This window comes from Massilia sp. LMS1-1-1.1, from assembly GCF_040815535.1.
Taxonomy (GTDB): Bacteria; Pseudomonadota; Gammaproteobacteria; order Burkholderiales; family Burkholderiaceae_D; genus Janthinobacterium; species Janthinobacterium aestuarii.
Window position 1 is genome coordinate 439,767 of the sequence record NZ_JBFPNG010000045.1, and the last position, 20,282, is coordinate 460,048.

13 protein-coding genes are annotated in these 20,282 nt (G+C 61.3%); 2 read left to right on the plus strand and 11 right to left on the minus strand.

The features are described 5' to 3' along the window. Positions 1–24: 24 nt before the first annotated feature. From nusA to MRBLMS1_RS24020, 11 genes are all read right to left on the minus strand, one after another. Positions 25–1,590 carry a transcription termination factor NusA gene (gene nusA / locus MRBLMS1_RS23970; RefSeq protein WP_034760148.1) on the minus strand — a complete coding sequence of 522 codons (1,566 nt, stop codon included), beginning with the start codon at positions 1,588–1,590 and terminating at the stop codon, positions 25–27. Then, a complete protein-coding gene (rimP, locus tag MRBLMS1_RS23975; RefSeq protein WP_034760462.1) occupies positions 1,587–2,075 on the minus strand; it encodes a ribosome maturation factor RimP in 489 nt (162 codons plus the stop codon). The genes nusA and rimP overlap by 4 nt, the downstream gene beginning before the upstream one ends. A gap of 345 nt (positions 2,076–2,420) precedes the next feature. Further along, complete coding sequence (gene rluB, locus MRBLMS1_RS23980) at positions 2,421–4,496, minus strand: 23S rRNA pseudouridine(2605) synthase RluB (RefSeq protein ID WP_485882446.1); 2,076 nt, start codon at positions 4,494–4,496, stop codon at positions 2,421–2,423. Beyond that, the gene (scpB, locus tag MRBLMS1_RS23985) at positions 4,489–5,283 is read right to left on the minus strand and encodes an SMC-Scp complex subunit ScpB (RefSeq protein ID WP_092715998.1); all 795 of its coding nucleotides are present in this window, start codon (positions 5,281–5,283) and stop codon (positions 4,489–4,491) included. Before scpB ends, rluB begins: the two co-directional genes overlap by 8 nt. Before the next feature lie 204 nt (positions 5,284–5,487). Then, on the minus strand, positions 5,488–5,664 hold the full coding sequence (locus MRBLMS1_RS23990; RefSeq protein WP_160309317.1) for a hypothetical protein: 177 nt from the start codon (positions 5,662–5,664) through the stop codon (positions 5,488–5,490). 18 nt (positions 5,665–5,682) lie between these two features. Beyond that, entirely contained in the window at positions 5,683–6,702 is a 1,020-nt protein-coding gene (locus MRBLMS1_RS23995) for a glucokinase (protein WP_485882449.1), read from the minus strand. A gap of 378 nt (positions 6,703–7,080) precedes the next feature. After that, positions 7,081–8,043, minus strand: a complete 963-nt coding sequence (locus MRBLMS1_RS24000; protein ID WP_070303333.1) for a VTT domain-containing protein — start codon at positions 8,041–8,043, stop codon at positions 7,081–7,083. A 27-nt stretch (positions 8,044–8,070) separates the two neighbouring features. Then, the gene (locus tag MRBLMS1_RS24005; RefSeq protein WP_485882451.1) at positions 8,071–9,762 is read right to left on the minus strand and encodes an ABC transporter ATP-binding protein; all 1,692 of its coding nucleotides are present in this window, start codon (positions 9,760–9,762) and stop codon (positions 8,071–8,073) included. Positions 9,763–9,771: 9 nt separating this feature from the next. Next, on the minus strand, positions 9,772–10,881 hold the full coding sequence (locus MRBLMS1_RS24010) for an ABC transporter permease (RefSeq protein ID WP_128140440.1): 1,110 nt from the start codon (positions 10,879–10,881) through the stop codon (positions 9,772–9,774). 9 nt (positions 10,882–10,890) lie between these two features. Continuing rightward, the gene (locus MRBLMS1_RS24015; RefSeq protein ID WP_034782513.1) at positions 10,891–11,829 is read right to left on the minus strand and encodes an ABC transporter permease; all 939 of its coding nucleotides are present in this window, start codon (positions 11,827–11,829) and stop codon (positions 10,891–10,893) included. 28 nt (positions 11,830–11,857) lie between these two features. Then, positions 11,858–13,702, minus strand: coding sequence for an ABC transporter substrate-binding protein (locus MRBLMS1_RS24020; protein WP_485882454.1), 1,845 nt, complete (start codon positions 13,700–13,702; stop codon positions 11,858–11,860). A gap of 611 nt (positions 13,703–14,313) precedes the next feature. Between MRBLMS1_RS24020 and MRBLMS1_RS24025 the strand changes: the two genes are divergently transcribed. Together MRBLMS1_RS24025 and MRBLMS1_RS24030 are read left to right on the plus strand one after the other, a co-directional pair. After that, entirely contained in the window at positions 14,314–17,106 is a 2,793-nt protein-coding gene (locus MRBLMS1_RS24025) for a TonB-dependent receptor (RefSeq protein WP_485882456.1), read from the plus strand. Positions 17,107–17,284: 178 nt separating this feature from the next. Continuing rightward, positions 17,285–19,957, plus strand: coding sequence for a TonB-dependent receptor (locus MRBLMS1_RS24030; RefSeq protein ID WP_485882458.1), 2,673 nt, complete (start codon positions 17,285–17,287; stop codon positions 19,955–19,957). Positions 19,958–20,282 lie beyond the last annotated feature (325 nt).

The window sequence follows — 20,282 nt, forward strand, 5'->3', positions numbered from 1 at the left end:
GCGGAGATGATAAAGATACTCAAATTAAGCCTTTGCGGATTCGGCCAGACTCCATGCCTTGGCTTGCAACGCCTTGGCACGATCGTCGTATTTCGAGTCAACCAACTTCATCTCATCGTCGGTCACATCTTTAAATTCACTTGTAATCAGTTCACGCGCACGGTCCGCAGACAAGGCCAGGATTGCGCCAAATTCGTCGTATGCCAGTGCTGCAAATGCTTCAACGGTCTTGATACCAGCCAGACCCAGCTTGCCGGCGGTAATGCGGTCCATGCCTTCCAGACCCACCAACGCCTCGTCCATGCCTTCCAGACCCTCTTCCGAAGCAATCGCTTCGGTAACCAGCGCATCACGCGCACGGGTACGGAGTTCATTGACGGTATCTTCGTCAAACGATTCGATTTCCAGCATTTCGGAAATTGGCACGTAAGCGATTTCTTCCAGACTGGCGAAACCTTCTTCCACCAGAATATCGGCCACTTCCTGGTCGACATCGAGCTTTTCCATGAACAGGATGCGCACGGCAGCCGTTTCCTGGGCAGCTTTGTCAGCCGATTCTTCGGCCGTCATGATGTTGATCTTCCAGCCGGTCAGGTCCGAGGCCAGGCGCACGTTCTGGCCGGAACGGCCGATCGCGATTGCCAGGTTTTCTTCGTCCACGACGACATCCATCGCGTGTTTTTCTTCATCGACCATGATCGACGACACGTTCGCCGGTGCCAGGGCGCCGATGACGAACTGCGCCGGATCTTCCGACCACAGCACGATGTCGACACGTTCGCCACCGAGTTCGCCGGTCACGGCCTGCACGCGCGAACCGCGCATGCCGACGCAAGTACCGATCGGGTCGATGCGCTTGTCGGCCGTGTAGACGGCGATCTTGGCGCGGACGCCGGCATCGCGGGCTGCGGATTTGATTTCCAGCATGCCTTGCTCGATTTCCGGCACTTCCAGTTCGAACAGCTTCATGATGAATTCCGGCGCGGTGCGCGACAGAATCACTTGCGGGCCGCGCATGTTGCGGTCGATACGCAAGATGAAGGCACGCACACGGTCGCCGATACGCAGATTCTCTTTCGGGATCATCTGGTCGCGTGGCAGACGCGCTTCGATCTTGCCCGATTCGACGATGGCGTCGCCGCGTTCCATGCGCTTGATGGTGCCGGTGACGAGCGAATCGCCGCGTTCCAGGAAGTCGACCAGGATCTGTTCGCGTTCGGCGTCACGTACGCGCTGCAGGACGACCTGTTTGGTATCCTGGGCGAAACGGCGGCCGAATTCGACGGATTCGATCGGTTCTTCGATATGGTCATCGACTTCGATATCGGCGATCTGTTCTTTTGCCTCGAAATGCAGGATCTCCTGATCCGGCAATTGCAGGCCCGCTTCATCGGGCACAACGTGCCAGCGGCGGAACGATTCGAATTCGCCCGTTTCGCGGTCGATCGAAACGCGGATGTCTACCTCACCCTCATACCGTTTCTTCGTGGCTTGCGCCAACGCGAATTCGAGGGCGCCGAAGACGACATCTTTATCGACGTTTTTTTCGCGCGCCAGCGCGTCAACCAATAATAAAACTTCGCGGCTCATGCTTTGCGTCCCTTAAAAACCACCTGCGGCACCAAGCGTGCCTTATCCACATCGGCGAGCGTAAACTCCAACATCGCCGGACCATCCTTACCTTCAAATTCCAACGACAATTTATCGCCCACGGGTTCTTGCAGAATCCCCTGGAACGATTTCCGGTTGTTCGTACCCGGCATCGCCACAGTCAGCTTGACGATGATTTCCTGGCCTGCGAAACGGACGAAGTCTTCCAGCTTGCGCACCGGACGATCGAGACCCGGGGAAGAAATCTCGAGACGCTCGTAAGGAACGTTCTCTACCGTCAACACATGCGATAACTGGTGACTCACCGTGGCACAGTCTTCGACCGTGATCGGGCCTTTTTCAGCGGCATCGGCGGCGCTGAAATCAATAAAGACGCGCAGCAGCCCGCGCTCGGCACGTTCGACATCAACGAGCTCATAGCCCAGACCTGTAACTGTCTTTTCAATTAATCCCAACTGCTGCAAAAAATTCTCCAGAAATAAGGCCCGTTTTCGGCATGACGGCGCCGCAATGAGCGCCGACACCATGCAAAAACACGCATTCAAGTCATATATGGCGCCTTGCTGGCGCCATTACAAACGGTTCAACAAAAAAAAAATGGGCATCTGCCCATCTTCTTGTATTTCCCCAACCAGATGAAAGCACTCCCCACCAAACAACCCTGCGGAGAACTTTTATTAGGCTGCAGATTATAACCTCTTATTAACTTCGCCGCAATGCCGCACACGAGGAGCGGCCCGGCTTACAACAGTTACAAGAGCACGCACCCGCGGCAGATCAGCGGGCGCGCAAGAAGAAACTCTTCCCGATTAACCTTTGCTGCGGCGGCGCGGCATGCCATCCATGCCGCCACGATCCATGCCGCCACGCGGCTGGCCACCGGAACGCGCTTGCCCACCGGCGCCACCGCCCGTATTGCGGCGCGGACCCGTGTTGGCGAAGCCGAATGCCGTTTGCAGCGGGTCGGGCTGGCGCGGACCGCGCTGCGGCGCGCGGCCTTCGCCGCCACCGGCCGGACGGCCTTGACCCTGGCCTGCCGCACGCGGCGGACGGCCCTGGCCTTGCGGCGCGCCTTCGAACGAGGCCGACGAACGCGGCTGACCACCCTGGAACGGACCTTGCGGCTGGCCACGGCCAGGACCACGCGCTTCGCCTGGACGACCGGCGCCGCCTGGACGACCCTGGCCTTGCGGACGGGCAAACTGGCCTTGCGGCTGGCCACGGCGCGGCGCGACCGGGAAAGGATCGGCGTTGCGGTTGCTCACATCGATGCGGTTGCCATTCGGCTCGTCATCGCGGCTCGCCTTGCGCGCTTCGCGGCCCTTGGCTGCGCCAGCGGCACGCGGATCGCCCGATGCCGGCATTTTCTTTTCGATGCCGTAGGCGGTCAACAGATCGCGCACGGTGTTTTCATCCATCTCTTCCCAGCGGCCGCGTTTCAGGCCGCTCGGCAGGGTCATGGCGCCGTAGCGGGTACGGATCAGGCGCGACACAGTCAGGCCGATCGCTTCGAACATGCGGCGCACTTCGCGGTTACGGCCTTCGCCGATCACCACGCGGTACCACTTGTTGATGCCTTCGCCGCCGCCATCGGCAATCTTCGAGAACTGCGCCAGGCCGTCTTCCAGCTCGACGCCGGCCAGCAGTTTCTGGCGCATGCCCTCTTCCAGCTCGCCCAGGGTACGCACGGCGTACTCGCGGTCGATGCCATAGCGCGGGTGCATCAAACGGTTGGCCAGGTCACCGGAGGTGGTAAACAGCAGCAAGCCTTCCGTGTTGAAGTCGAGGCGGCCAACGGCCAGCCACTTGCCCGCCTTCATGGTCGGCAGTCGGTCGAACACGGATGGACGGCCGTCCGGGTCGTTGTGGCTGACGATTTCGCCGGCCGGCTTGTGGTAGACCAATACGCGCGGCGGCTTCTTGCTGACGCGGCGCTGGATCAACTTGCCGTTGATGCGCACGTGATCGGTCGGCAGGATACGCTGGCCGATGTGGGCCGGCTCGCCATTGACGGACACGCGGCCCGAAATGATCAGGTCTTCCATATCGCGGCGCGAACCGAGACCGGCTTCGGCCAGCACCTTGTGCAGCTTCGGCGCGTCGTCGTCGGACGTCAGGTCGCGGCGCACGGCCACTTTTTGCATACGGCCCGTGCCGCCCTCTTCGCTGTCGAACGCGTCGGAGGTGACGAACGAGAAAACAGCATCAGCGTCGCTGAGTTTGCCTGGCGCAGCCTGGCGGCCCTTGCCCTTTTTACGGCTCTTGCCGGCATTCTTGCCAGCACCCGGCACGTCGTTGCGCGGGCCGCGCGGCAGGCGCGGACCGGACACGAGGTTGCCCTCGGCATCGAACACGTCGGCGACAGGCGCGGCGGCCTGCTCTGCGACAGGCGCGGCGTCGGCTGCCTGCGGCGCTTCGGCGCGTGGCGGCTGGCGCAGTGCGCGTTCCGCCTGCACGCCACGCATCTGGCGCGGACCACGGGTCGGGCGCGCTTCGGCCGGCTTGTCGGCGACAGCTTCGGGCGCCGTTTCAGCGACGGCGGCAGCGGCCTTGGCGGCAGCTCGGGCGCGCGGCGGACGCGGTGCAGGGGCGGCAACCGCTTCGGCAGCCGCTTCGGCGGCATCGGCCACGGCCTTCAAGGCTGGCTTGGCGCGGGTTTTCTTGACGGCTGGCGCAGCTTCTGCTTCAGCCGCAGCGGCGGCGACAGGCGCGTCGGCGGCCACGTCAGCTTTCGTGCGGCGCTTCGGCTTGGCAGCGGCGGTGTCGCCGGCAGCGACGGCAGCGGCCGTATCAGCTTCGATCTGGGCCTTGGTGCGGCGCTTGGGCTTGGCAACGATGGCTTCGTCGCTGGCGGTAACTGTCTCGGGTGTGTTCGGATTATTCATTCTTCGTTTCTTGGCTGTGCTGACCTGGCGCAGCGTCAACCGTTAGTTCTGGCGCAGGGTCGTGAGTGTAGGCTTCGTCCGTGGGCGAAGCATCGGGGCCGGCATCAAGGCTTGCTGTCACATCTACATCTGTCACAGCCGTATTGCTACCTGCACCAAGCTGGGGGACAAGCTCATTGCTTGCCTTGTCAAAATTTTCCTGCAGGGCCGCTTCCAGGGCTTCGAGCCCATTGCCCTGCATCTCGCTGATTTGCTGCAAAGGCGGCAGCTGGGACAGCGATTGCAAACCCAGGTCATCCAAAAATTGCTTGGTGGTGGCCAGCAAGGCCGGCCGTCCCACCACGTCGCGGTAGCCGATGGCATCGACCCAGCCACGGTCTTCCAGCATCTTGATCGTCTGCGAATTGACGGCAACGCCGCGAATTTCCTCGATATCGCCGCGCGTCACCGGCTGGCGGTAGGCGATGATGGCGAGGGTTTCCAGGGTCGCCCGCGAATACTTGGGCGGCCGCTCGGGCGTCAAACGGTCGAGATACATCTTCATTTCCGGGCGGCTTTGAAAGCGCCAGCCCGAGGCCAGACTGACGATCTCGATGCCGCGCCCTTGCCACTCATCGCGCAACTCTTCCAGCAACTGCTTGATCGTATCGGCGCCAACGCCGACACCGCGCACGCGACCATTCTCGTCCGCATCGACGAACAGCTTCTTCAAGCTGTGGATCGTCAGCGATTCACGAGCGCACAGCAACGCGGTTTCGAGGACTTTTTTAGCCTCAATTGTATTCATAGCAATTCTGTGCGGATGTGTGTTGCAATTCGTATGCAGAGAAAGAAATCAAAAACGTTCATTTCAACGTAACAGATGGCAGACATCAATGATGACGCCGTGCTGGGTTACTAGTTGAGGCTGTTTTTCCGACGCCTTGGCCGATGCGCGCAAAGCGGGACTAAAGCGGATGCAGTGAAAGTCCTGCCATCCATGGTGCTGGCCTTAAATAACCAGCAATGAAACGAACTCCGGAGCAGCTGCTTTTCCCGTGGCGGCGAACCAGCCAGACAGGAGAGCGACAGTCGTCGTTTCATCCAACGATGCCAATTGTACCTGATAAAAAGCGGAAAAGCGCAAAACCGGGCAAAACACGCGTTTTACCCGGCCCTGGCGCGACATATCGCCCCTGCTCGCACATCACTGGGAGGCGAGTTTCTCCGAGAGAATAGCCGATGCGCCCAGGAACGCTGGGTATTGCGCCGTGATGACGAAGGTCGGCACTTGCGAGACGTAATTGGCGAAGCGGCCCTTGCGCTCGAAGCGGGCGCGGAAACCGGAGCGGTCGAAACGCGCACCCAGGCGTGGCACGATGCCGCCGCCGATATAAATGCCGCCCAGCGCGCCCAGCGTGACGGCGACGTTGCCCGCCACCGTGCCGAGCATGCAGCAGAACGCTTCGATAACGTCGTCGCACAGCTGGGATTCGCCGGCCAGCGCACGGCGCGTGATTTCCGCCGCCGGCAAGTCTTCCGCAGGCACGCCCGCGCGGTCGGCCAGGGCGCGGTAAATCAGTTCCAGGCCATCACCGGAAATCAGGCGCTCGGCCGAGACGTGTTCGTATTCGCGCCAGGCGAATTGCAGGATGCTCACTTCCACTTCATTGAACGGCGCAAAGCTGACGTGGCCGCCTTCGCTTTGCAGGGCGATCCAGCCGCCGTGCGACGGAATCAGGCCCGACACGCCCAGGCCCGTACCGGCGCCGATCAGGCCGATGGCCGTATTCGGACGGGCCGTGCCCGCGCCCACCTGGTGCTTTTGCTCGTTTGACAGCTGCGGCAGGGAGCGCGCCAGCGCCGTGAAATCGTTGACCACGTCCAAAGTCGTGAAACCGCACTCTTCGCGCATGGCGCGGATCGAGAACGACCAGTGGTGGTTCGTCATGCTGAGGAAATCGCCGTCGACCGGGTTGGCGATGGCGATCACGGCATGGCGTACGGCTTGCCCGCCGGCGGCAGCGACGTGCGGCAAGGCCAGATAGGCTTGCAGGGCGGCGGACAGGCTAGGGTAATCGGCACAGGGCAGCACTTCCACCAGGGTGATGTGGCCAGCGGCCACTTCCAGGGCGAAACGGGCATTGGTGCCGCCCACGTCGGCCAGCAGGCGCGGTCCATCGGCGAAGGCGGAAGTCGGCAGTACGGGAGAAGACGAAGCGCTCATGATTTTAAATGATGAAGTGGGACGCATGGGACGCCAAGCTTAAAGGATGAATGCGCCCGGAGGCAAGCGAAGTTTGTAGTTTAAGTACATCAAAACAAGCCTTTATTGGTAGTTCCACTCCAAATGCAACAGGCAACGCCAAAATTGTTTAGGAACAATGATTTATAGTAAGTGCTTGCACTCATCAGGCGCACGAAAAGCATGCTGCACAGCAGCAGGAGCCGCCTTGAAAACACAGTATGCCGGAGTTTGCGCAAAGCCGCTTTGTACGCGGCGGCGCGGGTGCGGCGCCGCCGTCCTGGCGCTGCCGCAAAGCGATTTTCGTATTATTACTACCGGTTTTTGACTGCCCGCCTGGCGAGCAGGAAGGAGCGGAAATCAGGAGGGCAAGCCTTCGCCCAGCAGGCTGGCGGGCGCCGGCTGGTCCGAGCGGTAGGCGGCATTCCACGCGTCCAGGCCGCCATGCAGGGGCTTGGCGCGGTGAAAGCCGTGCTGGTGCAGCAGTTTGGCCACTTGCGCGGCCGTCACGTCGTTGGGACAGCTGCAATACACGATGATGTGGCGGTCCTTGTCCATGGCGATCATGGCGGGCACCGGCTCCTTGCCATTGAAGAACAAGGCGCCCGGTACGGCCGGTTCCAGCGCCTGCGCCGTGGCGCTGCGCGCGTCGACCATCAGCGGTTCCTCGCCCTGCTCTATGAGTTCGAGCAATTCATCGATGCCGATGCGCTCGATCTGCAGGGCCTGGCGAAAACGCCGGCGTTCGAGGAATTTGTACAGCAGGAACAAGCCCAGCAAGGTGGCCAGCATCAGCAAGGCCGTGCTGCCCATGGTGCTGAGCAAGTCGAGCACCTGTTGCACGCTGGCATGGAAGATCACGCCGACGACGATGCCCGTGCCGCTCCACAGCAAGGCGCCCAGGCCCGCGTACAGGAAGAACAGGCCCGGCGGCGTGCCCAGCGCGCCCGACATCGGTGCGGCCACGGTATTGAACCCCGGCACGAACTTGGAGACGATCAGCGCTTTCGGGCCCCAGCGCTTGAATTTGTCTTCCGTCTGGCTGACGCAATAATCGGGCGACAGCGAGATACGGCACAGCAGCCGCAGGATGCGCTTGCCGAAATGGCGGCCCGCGCGGAACCACGTGAAGTCGCTGATCAGACAGGCGCCCAGGGCGGCGGCCAGCACCAGCGCCCCATTCATGTCGCCATCGACGGCCAGCGCCCCTGCCACCACGAGGATGGGAAAAGCGGGAATCGGCAGGCCGAGCTGCTCCACCAGCACGATGCCAAAGACTATCAGGACACCGTAATGTTCGAGCAGGTAAATGAGGTTGGGCATGGTCGCTATCTTACCGTAAAAGCGTGTTTAGATTTGCACGCCCTTCGGTATGGCGCTGAGCAGCGTGCGCGTGTACGGATGCACGGGATTGCGGTACAGCTCATCCGAATCGGCCAGTTCCACCACTTGCCCCTTGTGCATCACCATCACCTGGTCGGCGATGTATTTCACCACCGACAAATCGTGCGAAATGAAGATGTAGGACAGGCCGAATTCATCCTGCAAGTCCTGCAGCAGATTGAGCACTTGCGCCTGCACGGACACGTCCAGCGCCGACACGGATTCGTCGCAGACGAGAATTTCCGGCTGCATGGTCAGGCAGCGGGCAATGGCGATACGCTGGCGCTGGCCGCCCGAGAACTCGTGCGGATAGCGGTGGAAAGCCTGTTCCGGCAAGCCGACTTTATCGAGCAGCCAGTAGGCCTTGGCGATGCGCTCCTTGTCATCGGCGCCGATGTTGTGGATGCGCATCGGTTCGAGCAAAATCTGCCCCACCGTGAAACGGGGGTTCAGCGAGGCATACGGATTCTGGAAGATGATCTGGATGCGGCGTTTATACGGCAGGTATTCCTTGTTCGGCATGGCAATCAGATCCTTGCCGTGGAACATGGCCGTGCCGCCCGTCGCCTGGTGCAGGCGCAGCAAGGTCAAGCCCACCGTCGTCTTGCCGGAGCCGGATTCGCCCACCACGCCCAGCGTCTTGCCGCGCGGCAAAGTGAACGACACATCCTTGACGGCCTGGAACTCGCGCTTGCCGAACAGGCCCTCGCGCGTATAAAAGCTTTTGCTCAAGTTATTCACCACCAGCACGGGCTCGTCACCGGGCGTGTAGCCGCGCGTGCGCTGTTTGACTTCCACGCCGGGGCCAGCCTTGCCCTCCATATAATCGGCAATCACGGGCAGGCGCCACGGGCGCTCGTCCAGCGACGGGCGGCAATGCAGCAGGGCCTTGGTATAAGCGTCGGTCGGTGCTTCAAAGACCTGGCGCACCTCGCCCGTTTCGCGCACTTCGCCGTGGCGCATGACGATCACGTGGTCGGCGATCTCCCCCACCAGGCCCAGGTCGTGGGTAATGAAGAGCACGGACATCTGATGCTTCTTTTGCAGGGCCGCGATCAAGTCCATGATCTGCTTCTGGATCGTCACGTCCAGCGCCGTCGTCGGTTCGTCGGCGATCAGCAGTTTCGGCTCGCAGGCGATCGCCATGGCGATCATCACGCGCTGCTGCTGGCCGCCCGACATCTGGCTCGGGTAAGCGTCGATCTTGGTGGCCGGATCGGGAATGCCCACTTCCTCGAGCAGCGCCAGGGTGCGCGCCCGCGCCTGCTTGCGGTTCATGCCCATGTGCTGGCGCAATACTTCCGCGATCTGGAAGCCGACGGTGAACACGGGATTCAGCGACGACATCGGCTCCTGGAAGATCATCGAGATATCCTTGCCACACATGGTGCGCCGCTCGGCGATAGACAGGTCCAGCAGATTGCGCCCGCCAAAATGGATGCTTGAGGCGGGATCGATAATGGTGTTATCCGGCGGCAACAAGCCCATCACGGCCAGCGAACTGACGGACTTGCCGCTGCCCGATTCGCCCACCAGCGCGACGGTGCTGTTGCGCGGCACGTTGAACGAAATGCCCTTGACGGCTTCGAACGTGGTCTTCTTGTCCAGGCGGAAGGTGACGCGCAGGTCACGCACTTCCAACAGGTTATTCTGGTCCATGAGCAACTCCTATTTCACTTTGGGGTCGAGCGCATCGCGCAAGGCATCGGTAAACAGCGAGAACGCCGTCACCAGCACGGCCATCGCCGTGGCGGCGGCTGTCAGCTGCCACCATTTGCCCAGGATCAGTTCATTTTGTGCCTCGTTGAGCATGCTGCCCCACGAGACGGTACCCACTGGCACGCCAAAGCCGAGGAAGCTCAGAATCACTTCGGCCTTGATGAAGCCCACCACGAGGATCGACATTTGCACCAGTGCCACGTGGCTCACGTTCGGGAAGATGTGGGAAAACATCTTGCGCCAGTGCGAAGCGCCAATCGCGTCGGCCGCCATCACGTATTCGCGCGCCTTGTGCTTGATGTATTCGGCGCGGATCAAACGGTACGGCCCCGTCCAGCCAGTCAGCCCGAGGATCAGCACGATGGTCAGCACGCCCTTCTGTTGCAGCACGGCCGCCACCGTCAAGATCATCAGGATGGACGGAATCGACGTAAAGATGCTGTAGAACCAGTTGAAGAAATCATCGACGACGCCGCCGAAGTAGCCGGACACGGCGCCAAACAAGGTGCCCAGCACGACGGCCAGCAAGGCTGCCACCAGGCCCACGACGATCGATGTTTCACCGCCCTTGATGGTTTTCTGGATAATGTCGTGACCCCACTTGTCGGCGCCGAACGGCAGTGTCGCCGCCTTGTGCGTGACGAGTTTCTTGGCCTTGCCCATGCCGGCGCGCAAGGCCGTCAAGTCGTCGGCCAGCGGGTCGGTGACGCCGTACATTTCCACGCCGGCGGAAGGGTTACTGCCCATCTGGGCGCGCAGTTCGGCGATGTCGTCGGCCAGCGGATCGAGCACGTTGACGGGGGTGGGCGCGCTGCGCTCATCAGCCAGGGGAATGGCGCCATCGGCGGCCACGTCCTTGTCGGCGCCGACAAAGGTGGGCGGCGCATAGCTGACGGCCACTTCGTCTTCCCAGTTCGAGGCGACCAGGCCGCTGGCGGACGCCAGCACCAGCAGGAAAAAGGCGCCGACCACGGCCAGCGATACCATTGCAATCTTGTCGCCGCGCAAACGGCGCCACGCCAGGGCCCACAGGCCGGGCGATGTATGAGGTTTCGACATCGTCTCTTTCTACTTCAGTTGTACGCGAGGATCGACCGCCTGGTACAGCAGGTCGGTGAGCAGGTTGAAGAGCATGGTGGCGGCGGCAACATACACGGTGATCGCCTTGATCACCGGAAAGTCGCTGCGCTCGACGGCCAGGATCACTTCACGCCCGATGCCGGGGATGCCGAAGAAGCGCTCGAGCAGGAAAGCGCCGATCAGCAGGGCCGGCAAGTTCGACATCACATAGGTAATGATGGGGATGCCGGCGTTGCGCAGCACGTGCACCCACATGATGCGGCCTTCCTTGAGGCCCTTGGCGCGCGCCGTGCGCACGTAATCCTGGTTCGCCTCGTCCAGCACGAAGGTGCGGAACAGGCGCAGGGTCGGTGCGATGGAGACGGCCAGGCCGATCAGAATCGGCAAGGTCGAATAGCGCAGCAGGTTTTCCCAGAAGCTGTCGCCCCAGCCCTGCACGGGGAACAGGCCCAGTTTATAAGCGAAGCCGTACTGGAAGACGATGATGTAGACGAGGATGGAAATCGACATGCCCACCGTGCAGGCGATCATGACGGCGCGGTCCGTCAGCGAGCCGCGCACGAAAGCGATGGCCAGCGCCAGCGCCACGCCAAAGAACGTTTCCAGCACGGTCAGCGGAATCAGGACCATCATCGATGGGCCCAGGCGCGACGTGATGATGTGCGACACGGATTCCCCCGTCGCCCAGCTCTGGCCGAAGTCGAACGTGACGATCTGCTTGATGAAGATCCACAGTTGCACGTAATACGGCTGGTCGACGCCGAGCTGGCGGCGGATATTGGCGATACTTTCGGCACTCGACATCTTGCCGGCGAGGATGTACGCCGGGTCGCCGCCGACCCAGTTGAACAATATAAATACCAACAGGACCACGCCCAGCATAGTGGGCAGCATCTGCCACAGGCGGCGCAGGATATAAGCAAACATAATGATTCCTTGTCGTTATAAGCTGCGCTTATTTTTTAGCCGAGTCGGCAGCTGGCGCCACCGGCGCCCCCGTGCTGTCGATATCCATGTACGCCCATTCCTGGAACATGATCGGGTGCTTCTTGTAGCCGAGCACCGACTTTTGCGCCAGCATGTTGCGGTAGCGCGCGTAGCCGATCAGGGCGCCCGCATTCACTTCCAGGCGGCGCGCCATCTTGTGGAACAGCTCGTCGCGCTCGGGGCTGGCCGGCATGGCCTGGCTGGCCGCATACCACTTGTCGTATTCAGGATCCTGGTAGCAGCCATTGTTGTTCTGGTGCGTGTTCGGGCCGTAGAACAGCTGCATGAAGTTGTCGCCGTCCGGATAGTCGGCCAGCCACGGCGCCGTGCGCGTCTGCATCTTGCACTGCTTTTCCGTTTTCAGAATGTCGGAAAAGATCATGCGGTCGTTTTCCATGCGGATGCCCAGCGAGTTGTAGGTCTTGCGCCACATTTCCGCCTGCAGCACGCCATTGGCTTCATTGCGCGAAGCGTAGCGGATCAGCAGCGGCTTGCCGTCCGGCAAAGTACGCCAGCCATCGGCACCCTTCTTGTAGCCGAATTTGTCGAGCAACTTGTTTGCCAGCACGGGATCGTATTGCAGCAGGGATTTGTAGTGAGGATCGTAGCCGACGACGCCGGGCGGGATCGGATAGTCGAGGCGCTTGGCCTGGCCATTCCAGATGATGCGGATTTCTTCGTCAATATTGTGCGCCATGGCAATGGCACGGCGCAGGGCGATCTTTTCCTTGCTGAAGCCACCCAGGGTCGGGTCTTCCATATTCCAGTAGTAATAGCTGATTTCCGGATCCAGCAGGCGCGACAGTTGCACGCCCTTCTCCGCCAGCTCGGGACGCAGCTTGCCGTTGAGCAGCGCTTTCGGCGCCAGCGGACCATCGAGCCAGAACACGTCCGTGCCGCCGCTCTGGAACGACAGCCAACGCGACTGGTCTTCGATCATCACGGAAATTTCAATGCGGTCGATGGCGGGAATGCGCTTGCCCTGCATCTGGCGCACGATGCGCTGGTCGTCCGGATCATCGCCAGCCAGGAAATTCCACGTTTCGGGCAAGTGCTGCGGGTTGCGGTTCAGGACGATGCGGTTGCCGCGCGTCCATTCACCCAAGGTGTAGTAGCCGGTACCGACGGGATTCGAACCCACTTCGCCCTTCACGTCGCCGTATTTCTCCACCACTTCGCGCGCCACGGCGGACGTCGGCACGTAGGCGAGGATCATGGGGAAATTGAAATCGGTCTTGGTGAGGGTCACGCGCAGGGTGTACGGGTCGAGGATTTCCAGGCCGGCCACCTTCTTGCTGTAGTCGAGCTTGTTCGACTTGGCCGCATCCTTGGCCAGGTCGTCGAGTCCCACTACCTTGCCTTCGAACAGCCAGCTGTGCGGCGAGGCCAGGCGCGGGTCGAACAGACGCTTCCACGAATACACGTAATCGGCCATCGTCAGTTCGCGGCGCTTGCCGCCGAACGCAGGGTCGGGCGTGTAATACATGCCTTTTTTCAGGCGGATGGTGTAGGTCTTGCCGTCGGCGGACACTTCCGGCATGGCGGCCGCGGCGCCCGGTACCACCTTGACGGGGCGCGCCAGGTAGTCATAGGTGTACAGGGTGTCGAAGACGGCCTGCGTGATGTGGTTCGAATACAGGTCGCGCGCGGTGGCCGGATCGAAGCCCGTCTCGGCGGCCGGCAAGATATAGCGCAAGGTTTTCACCGGCGCGGCTGCGGCAGCGGGGGCAGCATCGGCGGCGGCAATGGCCGCCAGCGGCAGGGTGGCCAGGCAGGCGAGCAGCGCCACGCGCCGCATCCATGGTGACTTCATGTAATACCCTTCATCTCGATTATCTGTCGCACCGTATTGGTGCGCTTGTACTGGCTTCCCCCTGGGATACAGGATTCCACCGCCAAAACCAGTCCATCCTCGCAAGATCTATGCCTTGTTCAGGGCCAGCCGCACCGCATGCAGGCGAGCCGGAAAAAGGCGTAACGATAACGCATATTCTGTTCGCCGGGCGAAAAGCCGCAGCACTGGCGTGCCGCGCAGCCACGACCGCCTGCCTCGCGGGAGAAATCTTCCGCAGCGCAACATAGACAGGCGGCGTCCATGAAAAAACGGCCTGGCAGCAACCCTTATGGTTGCCAATGACAGCTGTTTTTATGGCAGTACGGAAAATACGCATCGCACTGCAACATTAAAATAATTGCAATTATTGAAATGCATCAACATGATAAAAAACACTGTTGTTTCCATGCTGAAAGCAGATGTGTGCGCGTTGACAAGGTTTCTCGGCAAATGGTCTTATCAATGGCGGCAACTCACACAGTATGCCGTTTGATCCACAGCGATTGCCGACGCAGCAATCTTTATCACCCTGGCAAAGCTGTGCCGCACGAGGGCCAGCCGAGCACACTTTCGGAGTTCTGAGAATGATGATGGAAACAGTGATATCCCGCTCCGTACGCCTGATTTTTTCGGGTAGCGTAGCAGCGCTCAGCCTGGGCATGATGGCTGCGCCGACCATGGCGCAAGACGCCAATGTTCAACGTGTGGAAATTACAGGCTCGAGCATCAAACGGGCCACGGCCGAGACCGCATCGCCGGTACAGGTCATCAGCCGCGATGACTTGATGAAATCGGGCAAGGCCACCGTCGCCGAGTACCTGCAAACCCTGACCGCCGATGGCGCCGGCTCCCTGCCGACGGGCTTCGGCAACGGCTTTGCCGCCGGTTCCACGGCCATCTCGCTGCGCGGCCTGGGCGCCACCTCGACCCTGGTCCTGCTCAATGGCCGCCGCATGGCGCCGTTCGCGCGCGCCGATGACGGCCAGAAGAGCTTTACCGACCTGTCCACCGTGCCAATGCAGATCGTCGAGCGCATCGAAATCCTGAAAGACGGCGCATCGTCGACCTACGGCGCGGACGCCATCGCCGGCGTCGTCAACATCATCTTGCGCAAGGACTTCGAAGGCCTGACCCTGAAAGGCGACACGGGCATCTCGGGCGACAGCGACGCCAAGCAGCACCGCGCCTCGCTGACCTTCGGCAAGGGCAACCTCGATACGGATAAATTCAATGTCGTCCTCAATGCCGAGTACAGCAAATCGGACATGCTGATGAACAATGACCGTGCCGGCCGCAAATGGATAGGCAAGGCCGACCTGCGCCCGTATGGCTATGCGATCAACACCCAGTTCGCCGGTGGCTACATCAATGGCAACAACGATGCGAATGCCTCGCCAGCGGGCCTGATCCGCGACCCCGTCACCAACAACTATGTTTCCCTGCCCGGCTGTTCCACCTTGTCCGTGTCTTCGCCGCAAGATCCGAAGGGCGGCTGTTTGTGGCACCACGACCAGTTCCGCTCGATGCAGCCGAAGATCGAATCGATCAACCTGTACACGCGCGGCACCTGGCAAGTCAATGCCGACACCCAGGTGTACGCGGAAGCGGGCTACTCGAAGCGCGATACGGCCTTCACCCTGATACCGCCATCGATCACGCCGACCATCGCCTTCCCGCCCAACGCCACCAGCCCGACTGGCGTCGTCAACTACGGTTCCGGCGCCGGCACTACCATTGTGCTGGCCGCCAACCATCCGCAAAACCCGTATGGCGTGCCGGTGCGCGTGCGCTACCAGGCCTTCGACGTGGGCGCCAGCACGCGCCAGGCCAACAACGAGTTCAACCGCATCGTGCTCGGCGTCAAGGGCAACGCCATGGGCTGGGACTACGATGCAGGCTATACGCATTCGGAATCGAAGCTGCACCTCGATTACAGCAACATGCTGAACATGGCCGTCGTCAAGGATGCGCTGGGCAATCCGAACAGCCAATATTTTCCGTACTACATCGGCGCGCAGGCGGGCAAGAATCCCGCTTCGCTGTACGCGGCCATGGTGACGAGCGCCACCTCCGATTCCACCACCAAGCTCGACATCATCGACTTCAAGGCGTCGCGCGAACTGATGCAGTTGCCCGGCGGCGCCCTGGGCCTGGCCGTGGGTGCGGAACACCGCCGCGACAAGCTCGACAATCCATCGCTGTCGGGCACGGAAAACGGTTCCATCAACTCGAGCTACGTGGCGGCCAAGGGCGACAGCAAGGTCTCGGCCGTGTTCCTCGAAGTGCTGGCGCCCGTCATCAAGACGGTAGAACTGTCGGGCGCCTTGCGTTACGACAAATATGACCGTTTCTCGTCGACCACGCCGAAGCTGGGCGCCAAGTGGACGCCGCTGAAAACCTTCGCCGTGCGCGGCACGTATTCGGAAGGCTTCCGCGCACCGGGCCCCGCCGAAAGCAATGCCAATTCGCAATCGACGGGCACATCGACCGTGAGCGATCCCGTGCGCTGCCCGGGCGGCACCCGCCTGCCGGGCGCCAATGCCAGCGACTGCGAACTGCAAGTGGCGGCAGTCAAGATCGGCGACCCCAGCCTCAAACCGGAAAAATCCAAGGGCTACACCCTGGGCCTCGTGTGGGATCCGTTCAACGATACCAGCCTGTCGCTCGATGGCTGGAAAATCAAGCGTGAAAACGAGATCAACCCGCTGCCCTACAACGAAGCGGCCGCCCTGCCGACGGCCATCCGCGCCGACAACAACCTGACCATCAATGGCGTGGTGGTGCCGAACACGGGCACATTGCTGATCACCAAGGCGCCGTACCGCAACTCCAGCTTCACGGAGATCAAGGGTATCGACCTGGACGTCAAGCAGCGCGTGCGCCTGGGCGACTACGGCCGCGCCACGTTCGGCCTGACCTGGACCCACATCGCTTCGTGGGTGCGGGCCGAGTCGTCCACCGTGCGCTACCAGTTCGCCGGCACGCATGGCAATTGCGATACCTCCAACTGCGCGGGCACGCCGAAGGACAAGATCAACCTCACCGGCTCGTGGGACCTGGGCAACTGGAACGTCAGCGGCGTGCTGAACTACCGTTCGGACATGAAGAACATCCTGTTTGAAGGCAAGCCCTGCGCTTCCAAGCTGGCCGACAGTACACCGGCGCCAAACGGTTGCAAGATCGCCTCGTTCACCACGCTCGACCTGTCGAGCCGCTGGAACGTCAACAAACAATTGCAGTTGTTTGCCTCGATCAACAACGTGACCGACAAGATCGCGCCGCTCGACCCGCTGACCTACGGCGGCATGAGCTACAACCCGATGGATGCCAGCGGCGCCATCGGCCGCTACTTCAAACTGGGCGCCAGCTACAAGTTCTTCTAAGCTGACACCTGTATCCTGACGCAAGGCGGTGAGCAATCACCGCCTTTTTTTCGTCCGGACTGTGGCGCGCGGACACTCATCCACATACCTATTGCGCAAGCGCAAACCTTACCTGCTGCGCGCCTGTAAAACTCCCTTGCAGGCCACTTGGCCCATGACCAAGTCACAGGAGTGTCAGATGACGCAAACCCGCAGTCCCTCCCCCACCTTGCGCCTGTTGTGCGCAGCCTTGCTCGGCGCGTATGGCCATGCGGCCATGGCACAGGACACCGGCACCGCCGGTGAGCCCCCCGCCATGCAGCGCGTCGAAGTCACCGGTTCCTCCATCAAGCGCCTCGTCTCGGAAACGGCGACACCCCTGTCCATCTTCAAGGCCGAGGATTTCGCCAAGCAGGGCTTGACGACGGCCCAGGAAGTGCTGAGCAAAATACCCTCGAACGCGTCGAGCATTGGCAGCGGCAATGCCGTCGGCGGCAATACCAGCGGCTTGCCCACGGGCGGCCAGGCGAGCGCCGACTTGCGCGGCCTGGGCGGCGACAAGACCCTGGTGCTGCTCAACGGCCGGCGCATCGCCAACCATCCTTATGACGGCGCCAGCGTCGACCTGAACATCATCCCGATTGCCGCCCTGGAGCGTGTCGAAGTGCTGCGCGACGGCGCCTCGGCCATCTACGGCACGGACGCCATCGGCGGCGTCATCAACTTCATCACCAAGCGCTCGGTCAACGTCACGAATATCACCGCCGAGGTCGTCGCGCCCGAACACAAGGGCGGCGGCGAGCACCGCATCAATCTGTCGACGGGTTTCGGCAAGCTCGACACGGATGGCTACAATATTTTCGGCGTGCTCGACTACCACAAGCAAAAAGTGCTGACGTCGCAGGACCGTGACTTTTCCAAGACCGGCATCATCCCCTCGCGCGGCCTGTCCATTACCAGCGGCACGACTTTCCCCGGCAATTACTTCGATGCGGCGGCCAACGGCGGCGACGGCCTGGCCGGCAATCCCTACGCGGCCAGCGGCTGTTTGCCGCCACTGTCGGTGGCCGCCGCCAACGGTACCTGCCGCCAGGATTACACGCGCCAGATCGACAACCTGCCCGCCCAGGAACAGCTGGCCTTCTTCGGCAAGGGCGCCTTCAAGCTCGGTGGCGGCCACCTGGCCACGGTGGAATACCTGCATTCGCAAAACAAGGTGAAGGCGCGCACGGCGCCACCGCCGCAAACGGGCTTGATTCTGCCCATCAGCAGCAAATACTATCCGGGCAATGCGGGCGGCGTGCCGGCACAGCCGGGCTTGTCGGGCCAACCGCTGAGCGTCAACTGGCGCCCCGTGGAAGCGGGCCAGCGGCAGATCGATTCGGACGGCAAGACGGACCGCCTGGTGCTGGCGCTCGAAGGCGAGCTGTCCGGCTGGGACTACAAGACGGGCCTGAGCCACGCGATCAGCAAGTCGTCGGAAAAATTCACGGGTGGCTATGTGCAGGATGCGGGCTTTGCCGCCGGCGTCCTGAACGGCATCCTGAACCCGTTTGGCGTGCAGGACGCGGCCGGCAAGGCTTACCTCGACAGCACCGCCCTGCGTGGCGAGGTGCAGAACGCCAAGGTCACCACGACGGGCTTCGACATCAAGGGCAGCCGCGAATTGATGCAGCTGGCCGGCGGCCCGCTGGCGATCGCTTTGGGCGGTGAACTGCGGCACGAAAAGGCCGACTTCAATGTCAACCGCGATATCGCCGGCCAGGCCGCCAGTTCCGGCTTGTCGGGCTCGCTCTCGAAGAGCGGTTCGCGCACGATCCAGGCCGTCTTCGGCGAAGTCAACTTGCCGCTGATCAAGGACCTGGAAGTGCAGCTGGCGGCCCGCTTCGACCACTACAGCGACGTGGGCAGCACCACCAATCCGAAGCTGGCCCTGCGCTACCACGCCAGCAGCGCGCTGGTGCTGCGCGGTTCGGCCAGCACGGGTTTTCGCGCTCCCACCTTGTTTGAAAAGAATGCGCCGCCGTCGAAGAACGATACCAACGATTCCTACGACGATCCCATCCTCTGCCCGGGCGGCGTGCCGCAGCCCGGTGCCAATCCCCTGCGCGATTGCGACTTGCAGCAATTCAAGCTGCAAGGCGGTAATGAAAACCTGAAACCGGAAAAATCCACCACCTTTGCCGTCGGCCTCGTGCTCGAACCGATCAAGGAAGTCACGCTTGCCGTCGATTACTGGAACATCCACCTGAAGGACAAGATTTCCTCCCTGCCCGAGCAATCGATCTTCGGCAACTACGAAAAGTACAAGGCCTTGTTCCTGCGCAATCCCGATGGTTCGCCCTACGCCATTCTGGACTTGAACGACAACCTCGGCGAAGTGAAAACCGACGGCATCGACGTCAGCCTGAATGCGCGCCTGGGCCGTGGCGCGTATGGCGATTTCAGCGTCTCGGTCGATGGCACCTGGACCCACAAGTATGACTACCAGAACGAGCGCGGCGGCGAATTCATTGCCAACGTGGGCCGCTACGCGGACAACAATCCCGTGTTCCGCTGGAAACATACAGCGGCGCTGAACTGGCGCATGGGCAACTGGGGCGCCACCGTATCGCAATCGTTCAAGTCCGGCTACACGGATCAGAACCAGGTGGACCCGCAGTATCGCCACGATGTGCCTTCCTACAGCCTGCTCAACGTGTCGGGCAGCTACACATGGAAAGGCTTGTTGCTGACGGCCGGCGTGAAAAACCTGTTCGACAAGGAACCACCGTTCTCGAACCAGGGCACCCTGTTCCAGAAAGGCTATGACCCGCGCTACACGGACCCGATCGGGCGCGCCTACTACTTGCGCGGCAGCTATACGTTCTAAGGGGAATGACGGAAGAGAGACAGAGCAGACAGCGCTGGCCAGCGTTTGCCAGCCATGCCAAAGACGGCGCCATCAGCGATGATGTGCGCCGTTTTATTTTACGCATCTGAGCAGGACTGACAAGGGTCCGCGATACTTTATTGCTGAAGGATTACAAAAAAAATAGGGAAATGTTGCATTTCGTCCAAAAAGTCCGCACGAAATTGACAATTTGAATCGTGAATGTTTTGATGAGGGCCCTGAAAATTTACAGAATTTTCATTGGTGGATTTGTAAAAAGGCAAATAAATTGTTAGTAAGCAACAAGTTATTTCAAAATAATTGC